This window comes from Hyphobacterium sp. (assembly GCF_965229905.1).
Classification (GTDB): Bacteria; Pseudomonadota; Alphaproteobacteria; order Caulobacterales; family Maricaulaceae; genus Hyphobacterium.
Genome location: NZ_OZ245930.1, coordinates 1129764 through 1147722, shown reverse-complemented (window position 1 = coordinate 1147722; position 17959 = coordinate 1129764). Strand labels below are relative to the sequence as shown.

Sequence of the window (17959 nt, the reverse complement as noted above, 5' to 3'; positions counted from 1 at the left end):
CGAAGATACGCCGCTTTTGCGGCCCGTCCAGCGCAGCCGAGCAGGCGTGACCGAAGTTTAACGCGGGGGCTGGAATCAAAAACGCCCCGGCAAGACCGGGGCGTTGGCGCATAACAAAACGCAACGAGCCTAGCCGGCGCGCGCCTTGTAACGCGGATCCTTCTTGTTGATCACGAAGACCCGGCCACGGCGACGCACCACCTGACAAGCAGCGTGGCGGTTTTTCAGCGATTTGATCGAGCTGCGAACTTTCATCGGACCGGCCCTATGGTTGTCGTGTCTTTTCCGGCAGCCGCCAGAGAGGCGCGGTATCTACGGGGGCGAATGGCCAATGTCAACTGGCGCGGGGCGCAAAAATCATCTCCTTACGACACCGTTAGTTGCCCTGGCTTGCGGGCTTGCCTAGCTTCCCGCGCCATGCGCTGGATCCTGTCTCTTTTCTTCGGCGGTTTGACCGCTTCCGCTGGCTCGGCTCAGGACCTGATCGAGGTCGATCTCGAACTCGTTCTGGCCGTCGATATCTCGTATTCCGTGGACGAGGACGAGGCGCGCCGCCAGCGCGAGGGTTATGTCGCTGCCCTCGCCCACCCAGACGTCATTTCCGCCATCGAGGGCGGACCGCTCGGCCGCATCGCGGTGACCTATGTTGAATGGGCCGACGCCCGCTTTCAACGCGCGGCGGCAGACTGGACCGTGATTGCGTCCGAAGCCGATGCGCTGGAGTTTGCGGCCCGGGTTGCCGCTGCCCCGCTGGAACGGGGGCATTACACGGCCATTGGCGCGGCGATTGCCGATTCGGTCCGCCGTATCGAGACCAATGAATATCAGGGCTATCGCCGGTTGATCGATATTTCCGGTGACGGCCCGCAGAACCAGGGAATGGATCTGAACGAAGCTCGCGCCATGGCGGACGAAGCACGCATCATCATCAACGGGTTGCCGGTCATCACCGATCGTCCGGGGCGCTGGGTGCGGCCCGTCGAGGTCAATCTCGACGCCTATTTTAGCGAGAGCGTCGTCACCGGCCCGGGGGCGTTTGTGCTGCCGGCTCGCACCGCGGAGGAATTCCGGACCGCAATACTGCGCAAAATGACGCTGGAAATCGCCGGTGCCGCGCCGTCCGTCATCGAACTTGCGCGGCCCGCGCCGTGATCCGATTCGTCGCGATCGCCAGCCTGGGCCTTGCGGCCTGTGGGTCGGCCCATGCGCAGGGCTTTGCCGATCCGGCCGATTTTTCCGGCAGCTTTCAGGATCTCCGCGAGCGCCAGTTCACTGAGGGCGGCCAGCTGATTGTCGATCTCGAACTGGTGTTCGCCGTCGATGTGTCGGCCTCGATTGACGAGATGGAAGCGCTGCAGCAGCGCCGCGGCCATGTCGAGGCCCTGGCCGATCCCGATGTCATTTCGTCGATCCGGGCCGGCGCCCACGGACGGATCGCGGTCATGTATCTGGAATGGGCGGATGCGGATTTCCAACGCATCGTGGCGCCGTGGACGATCATCGAGACCGAGGCAGACGCGCTCGCCTTCGCCGCGGTGCTGGCTCAGGCCGATTTCGTGTCCGGCCGCCGGACGGCCATTGGGGCGGCGATCGGCAACGCCGTTTCATTGATTGAATCCAACCCCTATCATGGCGTCCGCCAGATCATCGATCTGTCCGGCGACGGGCCGCAGAATGCCGGGCCCAGCCTGCCGGCTGCACGTGAATCCGCCTCGCAGGCCCGGGTGACGGTGAATGGCATCTCCATGCAGAGCGAGCGTCAGCATCCCTTCCGGCCGCCGGTGAATATCGATGTCAGCCGGTATTTCGAGGAACATGTCATCGTGGGGCCACGATCCTTTGTCATGCCCAGCCGGACCCACGAAGATTTCGTGGAAGCTTTGCGCAGAAAGCTTATCATTGAGATTGCCGGGCTGTTTCCGGCCGAGCTGACGGACAAGGGATGACACGCTTCATAATTGTTTTGGTAGTGGCGCTCTGGCCGGCCCTGGCCGAGGCGCAAGAGCAGGGATTCGCAGACTGGCTGGCCGATTTCCGGCCGCGTCTGGCGGCGAGCGGTGCCAGTCCGGAAACGGTTTCGGCCATGCTTGACGGGCTGGAACCGGATCTGACGGTCGTCGAGCGCGACCGCGACCAGCCGGAATTCGTCCGCCCGCTCTGGCAATATCTCGACATCGCCGCGTCCGACCTCCGGGTCAGCAATGGGGCCGAGCAGATTGACGCCCGCCGCGGCATGCTGGCTTCGATCGAAAACCGGTTTGGCGTGGACTATGAGATTCTCGTCGCGATCTGGGGGCTCGAAAGCTCTTATGGCGCGATCCAGGGCGACCGCGATGTTGTGCGTTCGCTCGCCACACTCGCTTGGGAGGGCCGGCGCCAACGCTGGGCCGAAGCCCAGCTGATCGCCGTCGCCCGGATGATCGACAATGGCTATGCCAATCGCGACGAGCTGCGCGGCTCCTGGGCCGGGGCGATGGGCCAGACCCAGTTCATTCCCGAAACCTATCTCGCGCGCGGTGCGGACTTTGACGGCGATGGCCGGATCGATATCTGGAACAATATTGGCGACGCCTTGTCGTCCTCGGCCAATCTGTTGAGCCAAGCCGGCTGGTCCCGCGACGCACCGGTCGTGGTGGAAGTTGTGGTGCCGGAGACATTTGATCTGACCAGCTGGGATCCCGGTTCAGCCCGCATGACGGCGGAATGGTCGATGCGCGGCGTCCGGCGCGCCGACGGCACCGACTGGCAGGCCGACACGCTGATGCACGCCTCTCGGCTGGTTTTGCCGGCCGGCCTGGGTGGCCCGGCCTTCCTGACCTTCGCGAATTTCCGCGCCCTCATGCGCTACAACAATTCCACATCCTACGGGATCGGCGTCTGGCTGCTGTCACAGCGCTTCTCGGGCGAATTCGCCATTCGCGGCGATTGGCCGGAAGACGATCCGCCGATCACGCGTTCGCAGACGCTCGCATTGCAGCAGGGCCTCCTGGATCTCGGTTATGATCCGGGTGCGCCGGACGGCATGTTCGGTCCCAATACGCGCCGTGCGCTCATGGGCTTCCAGCGCAACAATGGCTATCCCGTCGACGGCTATGCGGGGCGCATCATGTACGATCAGGTGATGTCGGCCATCTCCGCGGCCCCGGCCGACTAAGATAAAGGCCTAGATCGGTCCGCGCGGCTCGTGGCGGGGCTGCGCGATGACCGTCACCGAGCGGATCCGCGGATGCAGCCAGGCCAGAAGCGCCGACAGAAGCGCGAGCACGGCGTTCAGCAAGTAGGGCACTTCCGGACCGATCGCCTGGTACAGCCAAAGACCGGCCACCGGCGCGATCAGGAAACCCAGCCCGGCCGTGGCTGTCGTCGAGCCCGCGGCCCGGCCCTGCTCCTCGGGCGTCACCGCAATCGACGCCCCGCCGGTAAAGCCCGATCGTGCCAGCCCGAAAGCGAATGAGCCGAGCATGTAGCCGAAAACGATTGAGGCGTAATTGGCGGCAAAGACCATCTCGATACTGGCGATCGCGGCAAGGACAGCGCCGGTCGTCATCAGGGCGCGCGGGCTGGCTTTCATGGCCGGGATCACCACCAGCTGGGCAAAGATCAACGCGCCGGCCCCGGCGGTCAGCGCCACCCCGGCCAGCTGCAGACCCTCCTGCGGCGTCAGGTCCATCTTGTCCATCACGTAGAAACCGATCGCCTGCAGGCTGATCGCCTGCACCAGCCAGAGCCCGCAACCGAACAGGAAAAACGGTGCCACCCGTTTGTCGAAGGCAAAGGCCAGCTGACGGAGGGGATTGATCGGCCGGCTCTGCTGTTTCGGTGGCGTTTTTTCCGGCAACAGCACACGGATGGCGAGCGCGGCGCCGCCGACCAGGATCGCCACCGCGACCATGAAAGGCGCGATGCCGATGCGCTCGACGAAGGCCGCGGCGAGCGCCGGGCCGACAATCCCGCCCAGCCCGAAAGCCGCCGTCAAGCCCGCGAGGGCTTCCGTCCGTTCCTCCGGGGATGTGCGGTCCGCGACATAGGCCTGGGCGGCCGGATTGGTGGCAGAGCCGAACCCGCCGAACAGCGCCCGTGCCGCGGCCATGCCGATAATCGCGATGAGTGGTGGCGCCCAGCCCATCTGGCCCGCAACCGTGGCCAGCGCGAACACCAGTGTCGAGACGGCAAAGGAGGTCAGGCCGAACATGATCAGCGGCCGCCGGCCATACTGGTCCGACAGGGCGCCCCAGATCGGGCTCATGATCAGGAACAACAGCGCCGAGATTGTGTAGATCGCCCCGACGAAGGCTTCGGCCACGTCCAGCTCGCGCGCCAGCGGCGGCAGGATGGCAAACAGCATGGAATTGCCGATTCCGGTCACCACCAGGCAGATGAACAGCAAGCGGAAGGAGCGCCGTCTTTCAGCCGGGCCGGACGGGTTTGAAGGATCGTAGATTGGCGGCATGCGGCAGACTTATGCCTGCCCTGCTGCCGGGTAAAGTCACCCAGTGCTTCAAACACCGCTTAAGGCCATGATGTTAGACGGGAACTTTGCGGTCATCCCGCCGCCAGCCGTAAACCACGTCCTAACGGCCATTACACCGGGTATTAAACTTAATTGGCGATAGTGCGTCCCGAAACCGGACAGTCCCGCAAAAAGAGGATGCCGGCAAACAAAACGGGTGGTGGTAGAGCAATGTTTCAGATCATTGGGTTCGTCGTCGTCTTTGTGATGGTGTTTGGCGGGTTTGCGCTTGCCGGCGGTCATTTTGACATTATCGCCAAGGCGGCGCCGTTCGAATTCATGATGATTGGCGGAGCCGGCGTCGGCGCCTTCCTGATTGGCAACTCCGCCAAGACCGTCATGAAGACGATCGGCGATATGGCCAAAATCGTCACCGGTCCCAAATGGAAGACGCAGGATTACAGCGACCTGCTCGCCCTCCTGTTCCAGCTCACCAAAACGATGAAGACCAAGGGTGTGATTGCACTGGAAACGCATATCGAGAATCCGAAGGACTCGGCGATTTTCCAGAATTATCCGCGCATCCTGAAGGATCATTTCGCGACCGACTTCATTTGCGACACGCTGCGCATGATGACCATGAACCTCGAAGATCCGCACCAGGTCGAGGACGCGATGGAGAAACAGCTCGAAAAGCACCATCACGAGGTCGCCGCCCCGGCCCACGCCATGCAGAATCTGGCCGACGCCCTGCCGGCGCTGGGTATCGTCGCGGCCGTGCTGGGGATCATCAAGACGATGGGCGCGATCGACTCCCCGCCGACCGTGCTAGGGGGCAAGATCGGCTCGGCGCTGGTCGGGACCTTTCTGGGTGTGTTTCTCGCCTATGGCTTCGTCGGTCCGATGGCGGTTCGCTTGAAAGAGGTCTATGACGAGGAACACGCCTTTTACCTGATTATCCAGTCGGTGCTGGTGGCTCACCTGCACGGCAATGCCGCCCAGATCTCGGTCGAGATCGGCCGCGGCAGCGTCCCGAGCAAGTCGCAGCCGAGCTTCACCGAACTCGAAGAAGCGCTCGGCAGCATCCAGACCGATGCTGGATAAATGGAAAGCTGACGCTCTCGGCAGGCTTTGATAGTCTCCCTCATCCCGCCGGATGAGGGAGATTTTCTTTTGGGATTCGAATTGGGCGGACCGATCGCGCTCCTGGTCCTCGTCTTCGACGTCTATGCCATCATGCAAACCGCCCGCTCCAATGCCGGCGGCGTGGCGCGCGTTTTGTGGATCGTCTTCATCCTGCTCGCGCCGATCATCGGATTTCTGGTCTGGCTGTTCTTCGGCCCGCGTGAGGAACGCAGCCTGTTCCGGCGCTGATCCCGCGCTATAAGCCGCCCCATGAAGCTCTATTGCGATCCGCCGGCGCTGGACTGGCGCGAGACCGGTCCGGTGGCGCGCGATTTCGGCGATATTTACTTCTCAGCCGAAGACGGGTTGGCGGAAACCCGCTTCGTCTTCCTGTCCGGCTGCGGCCTGCCGCAAGGCTGGCAGGGCCGTGAGCGCTTCACCATCGGCGAGCTGGGATTTGGCACCGGGCTGAATTTCCTCGCCGCCTGGCAGCTCTGGCGCGAGACCGGGCCGAAGACGGGCTGGCTGCATTTCGTTTCGGTCGAGAAATTCCCGCTGCGCCGCGATGACGCCAGGCGTGCCCTTTCGGCCTGGCCGGAACTGGCGCCGCTCGCGGATCAGCTCATAGCGCAATGGCCGCAACCCATAAAAGGCGCGCACCGGCGGCGCTTCGAGGCCGATCGCGTCTCGCTCACGCTCATTCAGGACGATGTCGCCTCCGCGCTGACGCAGATCGAAGCGGACGTCGATGCCTGGTTCCTCGACGGTTTCGCGCCGTCGGGCAATGCCGAGATGTGGTCGGACAATATCTGGCCGGAAATCGCCCGCCTGTCGCGGCCCGGCGCCCGCGCAGCCACTTTCACGGTCGCTGGCGCGGTTCGACGCGGCTTAAGGGATGCCGGGTTCTCGGTCGAGAAAAAGCCGGGCTTCGGACGCAAGCGCGAGCGGCTGGAGGCGGTGTTCGGGGCGCCGGCCAAAACACCGCCGCCGACGCCGTTTCCGCGCTTGCCGGCAATCGATGGGCGAATCCTGATCCGGGGCGGCGGGATCGCCGGGGCCAGCCTGGCCTACGCGCTCCGGCGCCGGGGGCGGGACGTGGTCATCCTCGATCCGGGCGGTCTGGCCGCGGGCGCATCGGGCGCGCCGTCGGGTCTTCTGACGCCGCGCCTCGAAAACGCCGACCGGCCGCATGTCCGTGCGACGCTCGCCGCGTTCGACTATGCACGTCAGCTCTTCAGCAATCTGGGCGTGTTTGTGCCGGAAGGCGCGCTGCGCCTCCTCGCCGATGACGCCGAGACCGCCCGCTATACGGCCATCGCCAATGCCATGGGCGAAGGGTATGAGATCCGCGAGGACGGGCTCTGGATGGACCGCGCCGGACGGTTTTCACCGCACGACGTGGTCGCGGCGCTCGCCGGCGATGTGCCCGTTGTCCCGTCCGCCGGGCGCGTGCCTGGCACTGCATTTGTCATTGATGCCAGAGGCTTTCAGGCCGCGCTGGACGACATCTCCGCCAGCGCCGGCCGGTTGGCCGTGTTCGACGGCGCGCCGCCGCCCCACCCGATCGTCTGGGGCGGTTATGTCTCGGCAACCGGCGATGGCCGCGTCCTCATCGGGGCGACCCATGAGAAGGGCGAGGCCCCTGGCAATGAAGCGGCAGCCATCGTTCGTTTACGGTCCGATCTCGAACAGCGTGGCCCGGACATCGCGGCCAGCCTGTCGGGCGAGGGCGATAGCTGGTCAGGTGTGCGGGCGACGGCACCCGACCGCCTGCCGGCCGCCGGAACCCTGCCGGATGCCCGCTTCGATACGATTTGGCGCGATGCCGCCCGCGGCGGACGCTGGCCGGAAATAGCGGAGCAACCCGCCCCGGGCGTCATGCTTTCCGGGCTCGGTTCGCGCGGCTTCGCGCACGCACCGCTGCTGGCCGAGGCGCTGGCCTCGGACCTGTGCGGCGAGCCTTCGCCACTCGAGCAGGCCGGCCGGGAAGCCCTGCACCCCGCCCGCTTCCGCTGGCGTGCGCTGCGGCGCGGGCAGTAACCGGCCGTAAACCATGCCGGCGGGTTTCCGACCGCTTGGTCCAATGAGGCAAGGTGTTTGCAGTTAACCCTCCCGTACACGCGAGACTGACGCGAAACGGGACACGTATTGATGACCATCCACACGCCGATCCTGACCGAGCGCGAACGCCGTGCCAAACCGCGCCATATCTGGTTTCTGAACTCGGCTTTCGACAATATCGATTTCCCGACCACGGTTTTGCGGCTGGCCGATCGCGACCCGGAGGCGCCCTTCGCCTTCGTGGTGACGCCAAATGTCGATCACCTCGTCCGGCTGCGGCGCGACAATGTTCTGGCGCCCCTCTATGCGCAGGCCTGGCTGACCGTGTGCGACAGCCGCGTGCTGGAACTGATCGCCTCGCTCTCCGGCGAAGAAGTGGATGTCACGCCGGGTTCCGATCTGACCGAGACGCTCTTCAACAATGTCGTGATGCGCCACGAGCCGGTGACGATCATCGGCGGAACCCGTGAGGTCGTCGACAATGTGAAGGCCCGATACGGGCTGCGCGACGTGCGCTGGCACGAACCGCCCATGGGCTTGCGCAACAATCCCGAGGCGATTGCCGAATGCGCGCAATTCGTCGCCGACAACCCGTCGCGCTTCATCTTCCTGTGTGTCGGCTCGCCGCAGCAGGAAATGATCGCCGAAGCCTGCCTGGACCGGGGGGATTGCACCGGGATCGGCCTGTGCGTCGGCGCTTCGCTCGATTTCCTGGGCGGCAAGGCCGAGCGCGCGCCAAAATGGATGCAGCGGGCCCGGCTGGAATGGCTGCATCGTTTGACGCACGAACCCAAGCGCATGTGGAAGCGCTATCTCGTCGACGGGCCGAAAATCGCTTTCCTGTGGTGGGAGTGGCGCAAGGCCCGCGCCAAGTTGCGCGAATTCGAAAAGCGCCTCGCGCGTATCTAGTGTCTGGCCTTTCCAGAACAGCCGGGATACACGGGCTCCCGTACAGGTTCCCGCGAGGGATCAATAGGGAAGGGAGTGAAAGTCTCCCGCTGTGCCCGCAGCCGTGACCGGAGAGCGGCCTCGCAACATGCCACTGGGGAAACCCGGGAAGGCGCGGGGTGCGTGATGACCCGGGAGCCGGAAGACCTGCCTGTGCCGTCGCTCGTCACCTGTGCGGGGTCACGCAGAGCTGGCACGGAACATTCCGTTTGAAGCGACTCCCTTGAAACCGGCCGGAGAGAGATCCGGCCGACACTGGAGTTGTGATCATGGCCGTTACCGGCATTCTCGGGCGAAGTCTCGCCTGTTTTCTTGTTTTTCCATCCCTTTCGTTCGCGCAAGACGCAGAGCCCGATACTGACACGGTGATTGTCATCGGCGGCCGTGTCCCTGTCCCGGCGGCAGACATAACCTCGGCGGTGGATGTCATCGGCCGCGACGACATTGCATTGCGAGGCGGCCTCTCGCTGGCCGACACGCTGCGCGCTGTGCCCGGCATCGCCGTTTCCCGGTCTGGCGGGGCAGGGGCATTGACCGACCTGCGCCTGCGCGGTTCGGAAGCCAACCACACCCTGGTTCTGATCGACGGAATCGAGGCCGGAGTGCCGCTGACCGGCGGTTATGACTTCGCCCACCTTCCCGGGTTTGGGGTCGACAGTGTGGAGATCCTGCGCGGCGAACAGTCCGCGCTGTGGGGCAGCGATGCAATCGGCGGCGTGATCAACATCCGCACCGCCGATCCGGATTCGCCGCCGCGAGGCCTGGCGCAGTTCGAAGCCGGCTCGTTCGATACGCGGTTTCTCGGTGCAGTGGCATCGGGCGTGTCGGGCCGTGTGACGGGTGGTGTTGCGGCCTCACGCTTCGAGACCGGCGGTATCGACGTCTCGGGACTTGGCGGTGAAACGGACGGCTACAACCGCTTTCATGCGACGGCATCTGCGATGTTCGATCTGGGAGAAGGTGAGTCGATTCAAGCATCTGCACGGTTCGCCGATTTTGAAAGCGAATTTGATTCCGATTCTGATTTCAACGGCTTGCTGGACGACACGCGCGACAGTGCGGAGGGCCGGCAGACCGCGATCGGGGCCCGGCTGACACTCAATCGTCTCGGCCTGCGGCACGATCTCGCGGCCAATCTCGCCACCGACCGGCTGGCGAGCTACGCGAATGCGAATTTCAACCGCGAAACCGAGGCCGAGCGCGTTCAGGCCTTTTATCAGGCGACCGGCGACTGGCAGACAGGAGCAGCCCGCCACCGGCTGACAGGACTGGTCGAGACGACCAATGAGTCGTTTTCCAGCTTCGCCGGTGCCGGTGCAGGTTCGAACCAGTCGCAGGATATCGGGAATGTGGCGGCGGCCATCGATTACCGCTTTTCCTGGACGGCGTTGCGCGTATCGCTTTCGGCCCGCCAGGACTGGAATGACCGGTTTGACGACGCCACGACCTGGCGCATGGGCGCAGCCTGGCAGTTCGACGAAATCGGCGGCCGCTTGCGCGCCAGCATCGGCGAGGGCGTAAAAAATCCCGGCGTCTACGAGCTGTTCGGCTTCTTTCCCGGCTTCTTCACGGGTAATCCCGCTCTGACGCCGGAACGCTCCCGCAGCTGGGAGATTGGCTGGGACCAGGCCTTTGGCGACACGGCACAACTGTCCGTCACCTGGTTTGAGGCGGATCTGACCGACGAGATCTTCACGGACTTTAGCGCTTTCCCGTTCACCGCCCGAAACCGCTCAACGGAATCACAGCGCCAGGGTCTCGAGATTGGCGGCGCGGTCAATCTGGGCCGCGGGCTGGAACTCGCCGGATCGGCCACGCTGATTGATGCCGAAGAGAACGGCACGCCGGAACTGCGCCGTCCGGAAACAACGGGCAGCCTGGCGTTACGCTGGCAATCCGGTGGCGGGCGTTGGCAGGCCAGTCTCGGCGCAGATCACACCGGCGATCAGCGCGACACGGACTTTGGTTCGTTTACGACCGTCACCCTGCCGGCCTATACGCTGGTCTCGGCCCGGCTGGGCTGGCAGGTTTCCGGGACCACACAGCTCTACGTCCGGGGCACCAATCTCACCGACGAGGAGGCGACAGACGTCTTTGGCTACGCATCTGAAGGCCGCGGCCTGTTTGTGGGCTTGCGCCTCGACGGCTGATGCCGACGGTCCGGCGCGCATCGCCTCCGCCGATCTGTGCGCCGATGCCTATGTGTTGGCGCTTGCCGACCGTGAGGATATCGCCGCCGTCTCCTGGCAGGCCGGGCAGATCGTGTCCGGCGCTCCGGAATGGGTCATCGGCCTGCCGCGGGCCAGCGGCGATGCCGAGCGTCTGGTCGCGCTCGATCCGGACCTCGTCGTTTTCGGCCCGTCTGGCGCGGGCCGGGCTGCGCCTTTTCTGGACGCGGCGGGAATCGCCCATATAGCACTCGGATGGGGTGAGGACTGGGCTGTGATTGAATCCAATCTCGAAACGCTCGGCGACGCGCTCGGACAATCGCCCCGCGCCGCAACGCTTGTGTCGGAATTGCGTGACCGACGCGAAGCTCTGCGCCAGCGATCCGATGCCCGGCCGCGCCGGCCCTCAGTCTTCTATCTGAGTGTCACCGGCGGGGCAGCCGGAGCGGAAACGCTGGTGGATGCCGCCATCCGCACCGCTGGCGGCATCAATGCGGCGGCCGAGGCGGGCGCGAGCGGCTGGCTGCGCGCCGATGCCGAATGGGCGTTTCGGGTCGATCCCGACCTGATCGTCACAAGCTATTTCGTCGACGGCTATGTCACCCGGACGGACGCCGGTGTCAGGCACTCGGCGTTCCGGCGCTTGCTGGACGGCCGGCCGCGCCTCGACGTACCGGCGCCGGCATGGTCCTGTGCCGGCCCGCAGCTCATCGACGCCGCTGAACAGATTGCCGACGCGCTCGATCGTCTGGAGCCGGGCTCATGAAGCCACGGCTCTGGCTCATCCTCTCGGGCCTATGTGCATTGGCGGCGCTGGCCGGCCTGTCCGCGGGCGGCTTTCCGGCCGGGGCGCTTTTACAGGGTGATGAAACGGCGCGCCTGATCTTGCTGGAATTGCGTCTGCCGCGCGTGGTGCTCGGCTTTGTCGTCGGCGCTGCGCTCGCTCTGTCGGGCGCTGCGTTGCAGGGATATTTCCGTAACCCGCTGGCCGATCCAGGGATCATCGGCCTGTCGGCCAGCGCCGGTCTGGGTGCCGTCGCAGCGCTCTATTTCGGACTGACCGCCCTGTCGGCCCTTGTCTTGCCCGCCTTGGCCATCGCGGGCGCCGGTATCGGAGCGGTCCTGATGTTGCTGATCGCCGGACGCCGCGCCACCGCGACCACGCTGATCCTGTCGGGTGTCGCCATTGGCGCCATGGCCAACGCGCTGGTCGCGCTCGCCATGAATTTCTCGTCCAATCCCTGGGCCCTATCGGAGATCGCCTACTGGCTGATGGGATCGCTGCGCAATACCAGCTGGACGGACGTGCAGATCGCGCTGCCGCTGGCATTGACCGGTGGCGCGCTGATCCTGACCACAGGCCGGGCGCTTGACGGGATGGCGCTGGGTGAAGAGGGCGCCCGCGCTATCGGTGTCGATCTGCGCGGACTGCAGATCCGGCTCGTCCTCGGCACCGCGCTGGCGGTCGGTGCCAGCGTCGCGGTCGCCGGGGCGATCGGTTTTGTGGGATTGGTCGTGCCGCACCTCTTGCGGCGTTATGTCGACGCACAGCCCGCCGAATTGCTCCTGCCCTCGGCGCTGGGCGGCGGCGCATTGTTGATGCTGGCCGATGCCGCCACCCGGCAGATTTCGGGCGAGGGCGTGCCGCTCTATCTCGGCGTGATGACGGCGCTAATCGGTGTGCCCTTTTTCTTCCAGCTGATCCGCAGTGCCGGGAGGCAGGCGCCATGACCGCGCATTTCGAGATCGAGGATCTGGCCTGCGCCTATGACGGGCGGACTGTGCTGGAGGTGCCGGCCCTGGCCCTCCGGTCCGGCGAAGTCACGGCGATCGTCGGGCCCAACGGCGCAGGCAAGTCCACCCTGATCCGCTGCCTGGCCGGCGTCATGCCACCCGCGCGCGGCACGATCCGTCTGCAGGGTGTGGACCTGTCCCGTTTCACCGACCGCGAGCGGGCCCGACGAATCGCCTACCTGCCGGCCGATTCCCGTCTCGCCTGGCCGATGATCGCGCGGCGTGTGGTCGAGCTCGGACGATTTCCCTTTCTCAAGCCGCTGACACGGCTGGACGAGGCCGACCGCGCAGCGGTCGAAACCTCCCTGGCGCTGACTGACACCGGCCACCTGGCAGACCGCGCCTTCAGCGAGCTCTCCTCGGGCGAAAAGGCGCGCATCCTGGTGGCCCGGTCGCTGGCCACCCAGGCCGAGGCGCTGTTGCTGGACGAGCCGGGCGCGGCCCTGGATCCGCGCCATCAGCTGGCGGTCATGGAAATCCTGACCGCCGAAGCACAAAACGGCCGCTGCGTCGCATTCGCGGGGCACAGTCTCGACCAGGTCAGCCGCTTTGCGGATCGGGTGATCGTGGTCCATGAAGGCCGGATCGCCGCTGATGGCGCTCCTCGCCTGGCGCTCGACGCTGACACGCTTCGCAACGTGTTCGGCCTCAACGCGCCGGACGGCATCGCGGTGCAGACCTGGCAAACCGGCTAGCTGGAAAAAACGATCTCGGGTGCCGGCTTGCGGGCTTCCCGGGCCGAGTCAAGCATGGCCATCGCCGCCCGGGCGAAGGCGTCAGCGACAGGGCCGTCATCGAAAGCCACCGGCCGCCCGGTATCTGAGCGCTCGCGCAGCTCGATCGTCAGCGGAATCTCGCCAAGGAAGGGTACGCCGATGGCCTCGGCTTCGGCGCGCGTTCCGCCATGGCCGAAAATTTCGCTCGGCTCGCCGCAATGCGGGCACAGGAAAACGCTCATATTCTCGATGAGGCCAAGAATCGGTGTGTGGGTTTTTTCGAACATGGCGATAGCCTTGCGGGCATCGTCGAGGGCGAGATCTTGCGGCGTGCAGGCGATTACCGCCCCGTCGATCGAGACTGTTTGTGCGATCGCCAGCTGCGCATCCCCCGTGCCCGGCGGCATGTCGATGATCAGCACATCGGGATCGCCCCAGTAAGTCTCGTTGAGGAATTGCTGGATCGCGCCCTGGATCATCGGGCCGCGCCAGACCACCGGCTGGCCGGGCTTGGTCAGAAACCCCATCGAGACAACGCGCACGCCATGGGCATCCGCCGGCTCGATTCCTGTATCGGTCTTGCGTAGCCCCTTAATGTCGCGCAGCCCGAATAGGCGCGGAATGGACGGGCCGTGAATATCTGCATCCAGGACCGCGACGCGCTGCCCGGCTTTTGCCAGCGCTGCTGCCAGATTGGCCGCCACCGTGGATTTCCCAACCCCGCCCTTGCCGGCGGCGACGGCGATGATCTGCCGGGCGGGCCGCGGGGCAGCAGCGCTCGCTTGGCGCGGAGCGGCTTTGTCGCGACCTCCGCCCGCCGGGCGTTGAAGCGTGGTAATAATCTGCACACGATCGACCTCGTCGACCTCTCGCGCCGCCGATTCGATGTCCGCCTTGAGCCGGTCAATCGCCTCGTCCGGCTCGACTTTCAGCACGATTGTGGCAACGCCATTGCGCACTGCGACCCCGTCGAGACGGCCCGCCGCCTGCAATCCCTTGCCCGTTTTCGGGTCGGGTATGCGATCCAGTTTTGCGGTCAATTCATCGGACACAGGACGGGCTCCTTGGCTCTCCGGCCTGTAAGATAATGACGCCAGCGCGACTGCCAATGCATGCTGGACAGCAATCGTTCAACTATCTGTTTAATCGGAGGAAATGGTGGGCGCGGCTGGGATTGAACCAGCGACCCCTACGATGTCAACGTAGTGCTCTCCCGCTGAGCTACGCGCCCGTCCATCAAAGGGAGCAGGGCTCTTAGCGCCGGTGCCTGCTGGACGCAAGCCCGAGCTTCACCGGAGGCCTAACATGACAGGGACATGCCTGCCGTATGACTTTTATGCAACATACAGGGCGGAAATGCGGCGAATATGGGGCGCGCGCTTTACGTGTCATTTGTGCGACGCGATAGTGCGGTCAGGAAAGTAGCCACTTTCCGGCTGTGCGCGTTCGCCTCGCTGTCGTCTGAAACATCGCGGCGGACCAAATTAGAAAAGTCATGAAGGGGTATGACAGTGAGCAGTTTCTGGGATCGCGAGCGTCTTCTGCGCTCTACCATTCTGGCAGGTTTCGCTGCGGCGGGCCTGACCGTTACGCCGGCGTTCGCTCAGGACGCTGTTGATGAAACACAGGAAGCTGAAGAAGAAGAGGATGACGGCGATACGATCATCGTCACCGGTTCTCGTATTCAGCGGTCCGAATTCACGTCCATTTCACCGGTGCAGATCATTTCCGGTGAGCAGGCACGTGAAGTCGGCTTGGTCAACGCAGCTGAAGTTCTGCAGTCGCAATCGCAAGCCGCCGGCTTCCAGATCGACGAAACCTTCACCGGTTTCGTGCTGGACAACGGCCCGGGCTCGTCCCAGGTCAACCTGCGCGGCTTGGATGCGAGCCGGACGCTGGTTCTGGTTAATGGCCGCCGCATGTCGCCGGCCGGTATTGGCGGCGCGCCGTCCAGTCCAGACCTGACGGTTATTCCGGGCATCATCGTTGAGCGCTTTGACCTGCTGTTGGACGGTGCGTCCTCGATCTACGGTTCGGACGCGGTCGCCGGTGTGGCTAACGTGATCCTTCGCACGGACTTCGAAGGTGTTGAGTTCGAATACCGCCGTGAGGCGCCGACCGGTCAGGATGGCGTGCAAACCACCTATGCCGGTGCCTGGGGCGTAACCTCTGACCGCGGCTATGCCGGTTTCGGTTTCGAGTACAATCATCGTGAAGCGACGCCGGTTGGCGATATCTCCTTCTGTGAGACCTTCGCTCGCGTCGACGAAAACGGCCAGATCTACACGGCTGACCAAGACGTGCTGCCGGGCATGGGCGCAGACTTTACGGAATGCCGCCTGTCGCTGATCAACCGTATGTCGATTGCCGGCTACGGCTCCGTCTACTGGACGCCGGGTCAGACCAACATCAACATCCCGGGCTGGTCGGAAAGCTCGCTCGGCGGCGTTGTTGTCGATGGCAATGGCGACGGCCTGGCCGACTTCGACTTCTACGATCCGTTCTATAACTACAACGCCTCGGATCGTGCCCGTCAGTCGGACTGGATCCCGGAGCAGGAGCGTTACAGCCTGTTCTCCTATGGTGAGCACGACATTGATTGGGGTTCCAACACCAGCGTTTTCTACGAGCTGCTGGTCGCCAACCGTCAGTCGATCATCCGCAGCGACCCCTTCTTTGTTGCCACGGACGTTCCGGCTTCGAACCCGTTCAACCCGTGTAACAACGTGTCCAACCCGAACGGCGTGAACTGCTTCACGGGCTTCGGTATTCCGGATGCGCTGGCACCGATCTTCTCGGACAACTTCCCGATCGTCCGGGTCAACGGTCACCTCGACCGGAATGACACGGAACTGCAGCAGACCCGCTTTGTCACCGGATTCCGGGGCGATCTGCCGCTGTTCAACAACTGGACCTACGAACTGTTCGGTTCGTATGCCCGCTCGCAGGGCTTCCAGCGCATCTACGGTGTGAACGAAGACCGTCTGCAGACCTCGCTGTACAACACGGAGTATGATCCGGTCACGGGCACCTACTCCTGTACGGACCCGCAGCCGGCTGTCCTGGATTGTGTTCCGGTGAACCTGTTCGCGGCCAACCTGTACCAGGAAGGCGGCGGTTACTTCACGCCGGAAGAAGCTGATTACCTGCTGACCCAGGCCACCAACCGCACCGTCGTCGAGCAGACGATGATCGGTGGTATCTTCTCCGGTACGCTGATGCAGCTCGCCAACGGTTCTGACGTGCCGCTCATCCTCGGTTTTGAATGGCGTGAAGACGCCCTCGACTCGCAGGCTGACGACGTTCGTGCCAACGGCAATCTGCACCGCCGGAACACGGACCGCGGCGCCGCTGGCCGCCGTCATCTGTGGGAAGCCTTCTTCGAAACCGAGCTGTCGCCGATCCGCGGCCGCCGCTTCGTGGAAGAACTGACCTTCAACCTGTCCGGCCGTTACACCGACGAGAACAATTACGGCTCGGACTTCACCTACTCGGTGAAGGGTGTTTATCGTCCGAACGACTGGATGACCTTCCGGGGTTCGTACGGCACGTCCTACCGCGCACCGAACGCCCGCGAGCAATTCCTTGCTGGCGCCTCGGGCTTCAACACGATCTCCGACCCCTGCGTGGTTCCGGTCAATGCCCGTCAGTCTGACGGCAACCCGAATACGCCGGATACGTATGATCCGAGCGGTGAGACGCGTAGCTCGATCGTGATCGCCAACTGTCAGGCTGCCGGTGTGAATCCGTTCGCACTCGGACTGGACCCTGACCGTCAGCCGTCCTACGGCATCGAGATCATCACCGGTGGTACGACGGCTCTGAATGCCGAAACCTCGACGTCGCAGACCTTCGGCACGGTGATCGAACAACCTTGGTTCGACGCATTCGATCTCCGCTTCGCGGTGACCTATTACGACATCGTCGTGACGGACTCCATCGCAGAGCCGGGTCAGACCTTCATCATCAATGACTGTTACGCAGATCAGCCGAACTTCTCGTCCGGCTTCTGTAACCGCATCACGCGGGACGGCGATGGCTTCATCGACCTGGTTGACTCGTCCTTCATCAACATCGGTACGATTACCTCAAAGGGCGTCGACTTTAACCTGGTGTTCCAGGACGACATCAGCTTCCTGGGCGACTGGGGCTTCACCCTGGACGTTCGTGCCACCCGCGCGAACGAGCAGATCTTCAACGTGCTGGGCACGGTTGATGACAATGCTGGTGAGACCGACGTTCCGCATTGGGTCGGTAACGTCCGGGCAACGCTGGACCGCAACGACTGGCGCTTCTCCTGGTTCACCCGCTATGTGGGTGCCGGCGAGGAGAACGAGCCGGCGCTCGGTGCGGACGACACCTGCCCGGGTACGGTCTGCCGTCCGATCTGGTACACCGACGACTACTATGTCCACACGGCTTCCGTCTCCTGGACGCCGAACGACTGGACCATCAATGTCGGTATCGAGAACCTGTTTGACGAAGATCCGCCTTACGTTGATGCCAACGGCGTGTTCTCCGTCTTCAACCGGCCTCTCGGTGTCGGCCACGACCAGATGGGTCGCCGCTGGTTCATCGGTGTTCGGAAAGAGTTCTAATCCGAACCGACTGATCTAAGGGAAACGGCGGTCTCGTAAGAGGCCGCCGTTTTTCTTTGCGCTGATACCCGTCGCGGCTGCGCAAACTGCGACATTGCA

Annotated in this window: 15 protein-coding genes, 1 tRNA gene and 1 riboswitch; of the genes, 12 read left to right on the top strand and 4 right to left on the bottom strand. The window is 64.2% G+C overall.

Going from position 1 to position 17959, the window contains the following annotated elements; translation table 11 throughout:
• Positions 1 to 129 precede the first annotated feature (129 nt).
• Positions 130 to 255 carry a type B 50S ribosomal protein L36 gene (gene ykgO, locus ACO08C_RS05770; protein WP_421788289.1) on the bottom strand — a complete coding sequence of 42 codons (126 nt, stop codon included), beginning with the start codon at positions 253 to 255 and terminating at the stop codon, positions 130 to 132.
• 162 nt (positions 256 to 417) lie between these two features.
• Between ykgO and ACO08C_RS05765 the strand changes: the two genes are divergently transcribed.
• The 3 genes from ACO08C_RS05765 to ACO08C_RS05755 are packed head-to-tail and all read left to right on the top strand — an operon-like array spanning position 418 to position 3154.
• Positions 418 to 1152 (top strand): DUF1194 domain-containing protein, encoded by a 735-nt coding sequence (locus tag ACO08C_RS05765; protein WP_421788287.1) that lies wholly within the window; start codon positions 418 to 420, stop codon positions 1150 to 1152.
• Complete coding sequence (locus ACO08C_RS05760) at positions 1149 to 1946, top strand: DUF1194 domain-containing protein (protein WP_421788285.1); 798 nt, start codon at positions 1149 to 1151, stop codon at positions 1944 to 1946. The genes ACO08C_RS05765 and ACO08C_RS05760 overlap by 4 nt, the downstream gene beginning before the upstream one ends.
• A complete protein-coding gene (locus ACO08C_RS05755; RefSeq protein WP_421788283.1) occupies positions 1943 to 3154 on the top strand; it encodes a lytic murein transglycosylase in 1212 nt (403 codons plus the stop codon). The genes ACO08C_RS05760 and ACO08C_RS05755 overlap by 4 nt, the downstream gene beginning before the upstream one ends.
• A 9-nt stretch (positions 3155 to 3163) precedes the next feature.
• Here ACO08C_RS05755 and ACO08C_RS05750 read toward each other — a convergent pair whose 3' ends face one another.
• Positions 3164 to 4450 (bottom strand): MFS transporter, encoded by a 1287-nt coding sequence (locus tag ACO08C_RS05750; RefSeq protein ID WP_421788281.1) that lies wholly within the window; start codon positions 4448 to 4450, stop codon positions 3164 to 3166.
• Between the two features lie 231 nt (positions 4451 to 4681).
• On the opposite strand from ACO08C_RS05750, the gene motA reads away from it, so the two are divergent.
• The 8 genes from motA to ACO08C_RS05710 all read left to right on the top strand — a co-directional run bounded on the left by motA (position 4682) and on the right by ACO08C_RS05710 (position 13241).
• Positions 4682 to 5554 (top strand): flagellar motor stator protein MotA, encoded by an 873-nt coding sequence (motA, locus tag ACO08C_RS05745; protein WP_421788280.1) that lies wholly within the window; start codon positions 4682 to 4684, stop codon positions 5552 to 5554.
• 69 nt (positions 5555 to 5623) lie between these two features.
• Entirely contained in the window at positions 5624 to 5824 is a 201-nt protein-coding gene (locus ACO08C_RS05740; protein ID WP_421788278.1) for a PLD nuclease N-terminal domain-containing protein, read from the top strand.
• Between the two features lie 21 nt (positions 5825 to 5845).
• Positions 5846 to 7615, top strand: a complete 1770-nt coding sequence (gene mnmD / locus ACO08C_RS05735; RefSeq protein ID WP_421788277.1) for a tRNA (5-methylaminomethyl-2-thiouridine)(34)-methyltransferase MnmD — start codon at positions 5846 to 5848, stop codon at positions 7613 to 7615.
• 111 nt (positions 7616 to 7726) lie between these two features.
• Entirely contained in the window at positions 7727 to 8545 is an 819-nt protein-coding gene (locus ACO08C_RS05730; RefSeq protein ID WP_421788276.1) for a WecB/TagA/CpsF family glycosyltransferase, read from the top strand.
• Between the two features lie 27 nt (positions 8546 to 8572).
• Positions 8573 to 8753, top strand: a riboswitch (cobalamin riboswitch).
• Between the two features lie 100 nt (positions 8754 to 8853).
• Entirely contained in the window at positions 8854 to 10734 is a 1881-nt protein-coding gene (locus ACO08C_RS05725; RefSeq protein WP_421788274.1) for a TonB-dependent receptor, read from the top strand.
• The gene (locus tag ACO08C_RS05720; protein ID WP_421788272.1) at positions 10679 to 11518 is read left to right on the top strand and encodes an ABC transporter substrate-binding protein; all 840 of its coding nucleotides are present in this window, start codon (positions 10679 to 10681) and stop codon (positions 11516 to 11518) included. Before ACO08C_RS05725 ends, ACO08C_RS05720 begins: the two co-directional genes overlap by 56 nt.
• Entirely contained in the window at positions 11515 to 12483 is a 969-nt protein-coding gene (locus ACO08C_RS05715) for a FecCD family ABC transporter permease (RefSeq protein WP_421788270.1), read from the top strand. The genes ACO08C_RS05720 and ACO08C_RS05715 overlap by 4 nt, the downstream gene beginning before the upstream one ends.
• A complete protein-coding gene (locus ACO08C_RS05710) occupies positions 12480 to 13241 on the top strand; it encodes an ABC transporter ATP-binding protein (protein WP_421788268.1) in 762 nt (253 codons plus the stop codon). The genes ACO08C_RS05715 and ACO08C_RS05710 overlap by 4 nt, the downstream gene beginning before the upstream one ends.
• Here the strand turns inward: ACO08C_RS05710 and ACO08C_RS05705 are convergent.
• Positions 13238 to 14314 (bottom strand): Mrp/NBP35 family ATP-binding protein, encoded by a 1077-nt coding sequence (locus ACO08C_RS05705; protein ID WP_421788266.1) that lies wholly within the window; start codon positions 14312 to 14314, stop codon positions 13238 to 13240. The two genes, ACO08C_RS05710 and ACO08C_RS05705, sit on opposite strands and share 4 nt — an antisense overlap.
• 104 nt (positions 14315 to 14418) lie before the next feature.
• Positions 14419 to 14493: transfer RNA gene (locus ACO08C_RS05700), tRNA-Val, on the bottom strand.
• Positions 14494 to 14773: 280 nt separating this feature from the next.
• Between ACO08C_RS05700 and ACO08C_RS05695 the strand changes: the two genes are divergently transcribed.
• A complete protein-coding gene (locus ACO08C_RS05695; RefSeq protein WP_421788264.1) occupies positions 14774 to 17860 on the top strand; it encodes a TonB-dependent receptor domain-containing protein in 3087 nt (1028 codons plus the stop codon).
• Positions 17861 to 17959 lie beyond the last annotated feature (99 nt).